This window comes from Sphingopyxis sp. KK2, from assembly GCF_001990265.1.
GTDB lineage: Bacteria > Pseudomonadota > Alphaproteobacteria > Sphingomonadales > Sphingomonadaceae > Sphingopyxis.
Map to the genome: position 1 here is coordinate 1 of NZ_LYVN01000168.1, position 7,709 is coordinate 7,709.

Here is a 7,709-nt window from a genome sequence, read left to right on the forward strand (position 1 = left end):
CGCCGCGGCGCAGGGCGCTTATGTCGTGCTCGCCGCCTGTTTCAAGGCGCTGCGCTCGGGCCGCGGCGATCGGATCGATTTTTCGGCGCTCGACGGCGCGATGCAGGCGCTCGATCCCGGTTACGGGATCAACGGCAGCGCCGCGATGGGGCGGCCGATCCACCTGCTGTCGCGCGACCGGCCGGCAAAGGGCACGCAATATCCGATCTTCCCCTGCGCCGACGGACAGGTCCGCATCTGCCTGCTCGCCCCGCGCCAATGGCAGGGCATGTTCCGCTGGATGGGCGAACCCGCCGCCTTTGCCGGACCCGAATTCACCAGGATCAGCACGCGGCAGCAATCGGGGGAATTGCAAGACGCGCTCGCGGCCTTCTTCGCGCCGCGCCGCCGCGCCGAGCTCGAAGCCAAAGGCCAGGCGCATGGCGTGCCGATTGCGGGCTTGCTGCGCTTCGCCGAATTTGCCGCGAGCGAGCAGGTCACGGCGCGCGATGCCTTGACCGAGGTGACGCTCGGCGACGACCGGCGCGTCGTGCTGCCCAACGGGGTGCTGACGATCGACGGCGCGCGCATGGGCCCCGACGGCGAAGCGGCAGGCACCCCGCGCGGCGCCAGTGCCGGCGCCGAAGTCCTCGACCGCCCGTTCGAGGGGCTGAAAGTCCTCGACCTTGGCGTCATCGTCGTCGGCGCCGAAGCGGGGCGCATGTTCGCCGACGGCGGCGCCGATGTGATCAAGGTCGAAAGCGCGACCTTTCCCGACGGGTCGCGGCAATCCTACCTTCCCTATGGCCTGTCGGCGAGCTTTGCGGCGGGGCATCGCAACAAGCGCAGCCTCGGGCTCGACCTGCGGCAGGAGGCGGGGCGCGCGCTGTTCCTCGACCTGGTGCGGCACGCCGATGTGCTGCTCTCGAACTTCAAGCCGGGGACGATGGAATCGCTCGGCCTCGGCGCCGCGGTGCTCGCCGCCGCCAACCCGCGCCTCGTCATGGCCGACAGTTCGGCGTTCGGTCCGACCGGCCCCTGGGCGAAGCGGCTCGGCTATGGCCCGCTCGTCCGCGCCGCGACGGGACTCAGCGAAATGTGGCGGTACCCCGACGACCCCGACAGCTATAGCGATGCGGTCACCGTCTATCCCGACCATGTCGCCGGACGCATCAGCGCGCTCGGCGCGGTCGCGCTGCTGATCCGCCGGTTGCGGACGGGGCGCGGCGGGACGGCGAGCGTATCGCAGGCCGAGGTGATGCTGGGGCAGTTCGCCGACCTGCTCGTGCCCGGCGATGCGCCGCAGGCCGCGCCGCGTTCGATGGTCGTGCGCGCGTCGGGCGAGGACGAATGGTGCGCGCTCACCTTGCCGGGCGATCCGTCGCCGCGGCTCGACGCGTTGCTCGACGGCGCCTCGATTGCTGCATGGGTCGGTGCCCGGCCCGCGCTCGACGCGGCGCGCGCGTTGCAGGCGATCGACGTCGCGGCCGCCCCGATGTTGCGCGTCGCCGACCTGCCCGGCTTCGCTTATTGCGTCGAACGCCAAAGCTATCGCACCGACCGGCACCCGCATCTCGCCGAGCCCGTGGTGTCGGAACGCGGCGCGGCGCATTATCGCCACCTCGCCGCGCCCCCCGATGATCCGGCCCCGCTGATCGGCGAGCAGACCGCCGCGATCGTCAGCGCATGGCTCGGCCTCGACCCCGACGCGGTGGCGACGTTGGTCGCCGCGGGCGTCCTGCAGCCGACGTCCGAGGCGGAGCTCGCGGCGATCGCCGCGCATCTCGCCACCACACCGGCGGCCGCATCGCCGATCTGACCATTGGACATTGTCGATCTGAAATGGTATCGATGTCATCAAGGGAGAAGATGATGCTTGATGCCGATATCGCTGCGCTTGTCGGTCCGCCGCAGGAGATGCCGCCACTCACCCCCGAACTGATTCCGATGATGCGCGCCAATATGGCGATGATGGCGGCGGCGATGCCGGGGACCGAGATCGACCATGTCGAAAATCTCGACGCCGACGGGGTGCCGGTGCGCCTCTATCGCCCGGCGTCGGACGCGCCCTTGCCCTTGCTCGTCTTCCTCCACGGCGGCGGCTGGATGTTCGGCGACCTCGACACGCACGACCCGATGACGCGCCACCTCGCGGCGGCGAGCGGCTGCGCGGTGCTCGGGGTCGGCTATCGCCTCGCGCCCGAACATAAATTTCCCGCCGGGCTCGACGATGCGATGACCGCTTTCGACTGGGCGCGCCGGTCGGCGGCGGCATTGGGCTGCGATCCCGCGCGGATCGCGCTCGGCGGTGAAAGCGCGGGCGGCAACCTCACCGCCGCGGCGACCTTGCGTCTGCGCGACGAGGGCAAGCCGCAGCCGCTGTTCCAACTGCTGATCCACCCCGCGACCGACCTCAGCTTTTCCTTGCCTTCCTTCACCGAAGTCGCCGCGCCGGGGCTGTCGAAATCTTATCTCGATGCGTGCCGCACCTATTATCTCGGCGACACGCCCGAAAGCGACCCGCTTGCCTCGCCGCTGCGCGCCGAAAGCCACGCCGGGCTCGCACGCGCGATCGTCCTCACCGCCGCCGAAGATCCGCTGCGCGACGACGGCGAATTTTACGCCGCGGCGCTCATCCGCGCCGGGGTCGAGACGCTGGCGCAGCGGCTGCCCGGCCTGCCGCACGGTTTCCAGTTCCTGCCGATCACCATCCCGGCGGTCGCCGCCGCCAATAATTTGATCGGAGGCTTGGTCCGCCGCTACTTCGCCGATAGATAGCATTGGAATTTCGGGGGAACGGACGGCGATGAGCAGGTTGGGCAATGGCGAACGGCCGACCATGGAGATGGTCGCGGCGCTGGCCGGCGTCTCGAAGATCACCGTGTCTCGCGCGCTGCGCGGCAGCGACCTCGTCCGCCCCGAGGTGCGCGAACGCATCGCCGAGGTCGCGAAAAAGGTCGGATACCGCATGAACGTCGCGGCGCGCAGCCTGCGCACGCGCGAAACGCGGACGATCGCCGTCGTCATCGACCATCGCGATTCGGATCACCAGTCACACACCGACCCGCTGATCCTCGCGATCATCGGCGGGTTGCTCGATGCGCTGACCCCCGCAGGCTATTCGATGCTGCTGACCACCAACGAACATTTCCTGTCGTCGAACGCGGTCGGCGCCGACGGCGCGGTGATGCTCGGCCAGGGCGAAGGCGCGCAGCGCGTGACCGAGGTCGCGGCGATGAACCTGCCGATCGTCGCCTGGGGCGAGCCGGTGCCGGGGGTCAGCATCAAGGTCGTCGGCAGCGACAATCGCATGGGCGGCAAGCTCGCCGCCGAGCATCTCGTCGCGCGCGGCGCGGCGCGGCTGCTGTTCCTCGGCGACATGCAGCATCCCGAAATCGCCGCGCGGCTCGAGGGGTTTCGCGAAGCTCTCGCCGCCAGCGAGGCGCGGCTGGTCGGCGCGCTGCCCTGCCCCTTCACCCCCGAGGGCGCGGCGGAGGTGGTGCGGCAGGCGATCGACGACGGTACGGGGTTCGATGCGATTTTTGCCGCGAGCGACTTCATCGCGGCGGGCGCCTGCGACGCGCTGCTGGCGCGCGGCATCGCGGTGCCCGACGAAGTGTCGATCGTCGGCTTCGACGATGCGCCGATCGCCAGCGTCCACCGCCCGTCGATCAGTTCGATCCGCCAGGACGGCGCCGCCGCGGGCCGCGCGCTCGGCGCCGCCGCGATCGCGCTGGTAGAGGGCAATCAGAGCGCGACGGCACAGGCGCTGCCCGTCGAACTCGTCGCGCGCGAAACGAGCCGCTAGCCGAGCGTCCGGCGGAAGAAGTCGGCGATCAGGCCATAGGTCTCGACCGATTCGGGCAGACCGACGTCCATATGATGCGCGTGCCACAGCCCGTCGAACAGGACGAAGCGCGCATCGACACCCGCCGCGAGCAGGCGGCGGTGCATGACCGATACCGCGCTCGCCGCAAAATCGCGCGTCGCCGTGACGAGCAGGCTCGGCGGGAACTGCGCCAGCACATCGGGATGATCGGCCGCCAGCACCAGCGGGTCGGCGAGATCGGCGCCCGAGAAATAAGGCAGTTCCTCGATCTTCGGCGACGCGCCCAGCCCGGCGCGCGGGTCGAACAAGGGCTGAGCCAGCGCGGCGTCGCCCGCGAAGGGCACCGGTGCGCCGTGGAAGATACCGATGGCGCCAGGTATCGGCAGCCCGTCGTGGCGCAGCCGCGCGACTGCCTGCGTCGTCAGCACCGCCCCCGCCGAACAGCCGTAAATGCCGACCTTGGCCGGATCGACGTCCTGCGTCACCGCGCGATAGACCGCCACGACGTCATCGACCGCCGCCGGATAGACATGCTCGGGCGCGAGCCGATAATCGACCGCAAGCACGCGCATCCCCGCGACCGCCGCGACCGGCACCGCCTCGAGCAGCGCGCCCGGCCCCTCGCCCCATAGGAAGGCGCCGCCGTGGAGGCAGAGCAGAACCGGCGCGTCGGGGGCGCCGCCCGCCGGGGTCACCTCATGGACTTTCACCCCCGCGATCTCGCGCTCGGCGATATCGACATCGTAGGCCGCCAGCGCCTTGTCGAGCAGCCGCTGGTTATAGGCGGCGAAGAAGGGGCGGGCGTCGGCGAGGTCCGCGGGGGTCGCCGATTCGGTCAGGAAGGCGGCGAAACGTGCCTTCGCCTCGTCGCTGACCCACGGGCCGAAGGACGGAATGTCGCTCATGGCATCCTCATTCTGTTATCGATAGCAGTGACTTGCTTGCTCCCTTGATAGCCTCTCCGCTCTAGGACGCAAGGTCTATTGACATCGATATCATTTTCGATCATTTGCCAAATCGACCGGACGAATCCGGCTATCCTTTGGGAGGGAAGTGATGATTTCGATGCGTTCCGCCTTTCTCGCCGCGCTCGCCTGCAGCGCCAGCCTGCTGCCCGCCGCCGCTTATGCGCAGGACGAGACCGCACCGGCCCCGCAGCAGGACTCTACCGCCGACGAAGGCGCCGGCCTCAACGACATCGTCGTCACCGCACGCCGCCGCGAGGAACGGCTGCAGGACGTGCCGATCGCGGTGACCGCCTTTACCGAAGAGGCGATCGAGCAGAAGGGCATCACCGACCGCACCTCGCTCGCCGACAACACGCCGTCGCTGTTCACGATCAACGGCGGCTATCCCCGCGAGTTCGCCTTCTTCGCACTGCGCGGCCAGGGCCCCGCGTTCGGATCGACCCCGGGCGTGCTCAACTATTTCGCCGAAGTTCCCAACAGCGTGAACATCGACGGCCGCGTCGGCACCTATTTCGACCTTGCCAATGTCCAGGTCCTCGCCGGACCGCAGGGTACCTTGTTCGGCAAGAACGCGACGGGCGGCAACATCCTGTTTGAACCCGTCAAGCCGAAGGACGATTTCGAAGGCTATGTCCGCGTCCAGCTCGGCAATTATGACCACCGCCGGATCGAGGGGGCGCTCAACACCCCGATCGTCCCCGGCCGCGTGCTGCTGCGCATCGCGGGCGAAGTCGGCCGTCGCGACGGTTATACCAAGGATGTCGGGCCGAATTTCGCGGGCAAGGACTATGACAATCTGTCCTATGAAAGCTTCCGCTTCGGCCTGACGCTGCGCCCGACCGATGACATCGAACTCTATACGATGCTGCGCTATTACCATTCGGACAATAATGGCGGCGGCACCGTCATCGACGCCTTCAACCCCGCGGCGGGCGCCAACCTCGGGCCGCCGTTCGGCTTCATCCCCGTCCTCGCCTTCTATCCCGGCGCCGCGACGATCGTCGCCGAGCAGGACGCGCGCGGCCCCCGCCGCGTGTCGTACGACCTCGACCAGTTCTCGCAGGTCGAATATTGGCAGGTGATCAACCAGGCGTCGGTCCAGATCACCGACAATATCAAGCTGCGCAACATCATCAGCTATTCGCAGTTCCGCAACCGCTATGGCTATGACTATGACGCCACGCCCTTTCCGCTCGCGGGCCAGTCGTCGCGCAATATCAATACGCTGGCGCCGAACGTCTTCACCGAAGAGCTGCAGTTGCAGGGTACCCTGCTCGACGATGCGGTCGATTTCGCGATCGGCGGCTACATGGATCGCGCGACCACGAAGAATCCGGCGGGCATCGAGGAATATACCTTCTTCCCCATCGGCACGCTGATCCCGCCGATCTTCGGCTATTTCGACAACCGCAACCGCAGCGAGGCGGTGTTCGGACAGGCGACGGTCGATCTCGGCAAGCTGTCGGGCGCGCTCACCGGGCTCAGCGTCACCGGCGGGCTGCGCTACACCTGGGAGCATAGCTTCTCGTCGCAGACGATCGGCGGCCCGCCCGCGATCACGGGATCGGTCGACAGCGATTATCCGAGCTATACCGCGACGCTCGATTATGACGTGACGCCGGGGGTGCATGTCTATGTCACCGCGCGCGACGCTTACAAATCGGGCGGCGCCAACGGCCCCGTGCCCGAGGGTTCGGCATTCCGCACCTTCCCGCCCGAGCGCCTGTCGGACATCGAGGTCGGATTGAAGTCGCAATTCTCGATCGGCGACGTCGATGTCCGCGCCAATATCGCGGCCTATCGCGGCATCTATGACGACATCCAGCGCACCACGGTCGAGTCGGTCCAGACCCCCAGCGGTCCGGTGCTGCTCAACGTCACGCGCAGCGCGGCGAAAGGCAAGATCGAGGGCGTCGAACTCAATGTCGCGATCGTACCCGTGCGGGGTTTCACGCTGACCGGCAGCTATTCCTACATCGACGCACGCTATACCGAGGTCGCCGATGCGAGCGCGGGGGCAATCCTGAACGGCGCGCCCTTCCCCTATACGCCCAAGCATAAATTCTCAGTCGGCGGCTCGTACGAGACGTCGTTGGGCGGCACCGGCGACCTGGTCATGGCGGTCAACTATGTCCGCCAGAGCAAGGTTTCGACCGCGCAGACCAACAGCAGCTTCTATAATTTCCTGCCCTCTTATGGTCTGCTCAACGCCACGATCGGCTTGAAGGACATCGGCGGTCGTCCGATCGACCTCTCGCTGTTCGCGAACAATATCACCAACGAGGCGAAGCCGGTTGGCGTGCTCGACCAATATGCGGGCAGCTCGGGCACCGTCGGCCTGACCTATACCGAGCCGCGGATGTACGGCGTGCGGATCGGCTACCGGTTCGGGGGCTGAACCATGGCCGCAGCGTCGCCGCCGCAGCCGCCCTTTGCCATGACCGTCAGCGCCGAGGCGCGGGCGGTCATGGACCCGATGCTGAACAAGGGTTCGGCGCCCGAGGTCACCGCGACGCTGCTGCGCAATCCGATCACCCGCGCAGCGGTTCGCGCCGCCGCGGCCAATCATTTGAAGCCGCTCAACAAGGGCCGCGCCAAACGCTTCGACGTCGAGGTCGCGAAGGGCAAGATCGCCGGGGTGCCGGTCAAGCATGTCCGGCGCCGCGACAGCGACCCCGCCGACCCGCGGCTGCTGATCAACGTCCATGGCGGCGGCTTCATGCTCGACTCGGGCTCGCTGACCGAAACGATCCCGATCGCGGGCCTCACCGGTATCCCCGTGGTCACCGTCATGTACCGCATGGCGCCCGAACATCCCTTTCCCGCTGCCGTCGACGATGCGCTTGCGGTCTATGTCGATGCGCTGACGCATCGCCCGGCGAGCGCGATCGCCATCTACGGCAGCTCGGCGGGCGCGATCCTGACCTTGCAAC

At 67.9% G+C, this 7,709-nt stretch carries 6 protein-coding genes; 5 read left to right on the forward strand and 1 reads right to left on the reverse strand.

Going from position 1 to position 7,709, the window contains the following annotated elements; all coding sequences use genetic code 11:
- The 3 genes from B1A78_RS19130 to B1A78_RS19140 all read left to right on the forward strand — a co-directional run.
- On the forward strand, positions 1–1,798 hold a 1,798-nt coding region (locus B1A78_RS19130; RefSeq protein ID WP_077148489.1), incomplete at its 5' end, for a CoA transferase.
- Positions 1,799–1,851: 53 nt separating this feature from the next.
- Positions 1,852–2,757: an alpha/beta hydrolase gene (locus tag B1A78_RS19135; protein WP_179102096.1), complete on the forward strand. Its 906-nt coding sequence runs from the start codon at positions 1,852–1,854 to the stop codon at positions 2,755–2,757.
- 28 nt (positions 2,758–2,785) lie between these two features.
- On the forward strand, positions 2,786–3,787 hold the full coding sequence (locus B1A78_RS19140) for a substrate-binding domain-containing protein (RefSeq protein WP_077148491.1): 1,002 nt from the start codon (positions 2,786–2,788) through the stop codon (positions 3,785–3,787).
- On the opposite strand, the gene B1A78_RS19145 is transcribed toward B1A78_RS19140, so the two are convergent.
- Positions 3,784–4,713, reverse strand: a complete 930-nt coding sequence (locus tag B1A78_RS19145) for an alpha/beta hydrolase (protein ID WP_077148492.1) — start codon at positions 4,711–4,713, stop codon at positions 3,784–3,786. The two genes, B1A78_RS19140 and B1A78_RS19145, sit on opposite strands and share 4 nt — an antisense overlap.
- 160 nt (positions 4,714–4,873) lie before the next feature.
- Between B1A78_RS19145 and B1A78_RS19150 the strand changes: the two genes are divergently transcribed.
- Positions 4,874–7,174: a TonB-dependent receptor gene (locus B1A78_RS19150; RefSeq protein ID WP_218668004.1), complete on the forward strand. Its 2,301-nt coding sequence runs from the start codon at positions 4,874–4,876 to the stop codon at positions 7,172–7,174.
- A 39-nt stretch (positions 7,175–7,213) separates the two neighbouring features.
- Positions 7,214–7,709 (forward strand): alpha/beta hydrolase (locus B1A78_RS19155; protein ID WP_256839401.1); only part of this gene is annotated, 496 nt, incomplete at its 3' end.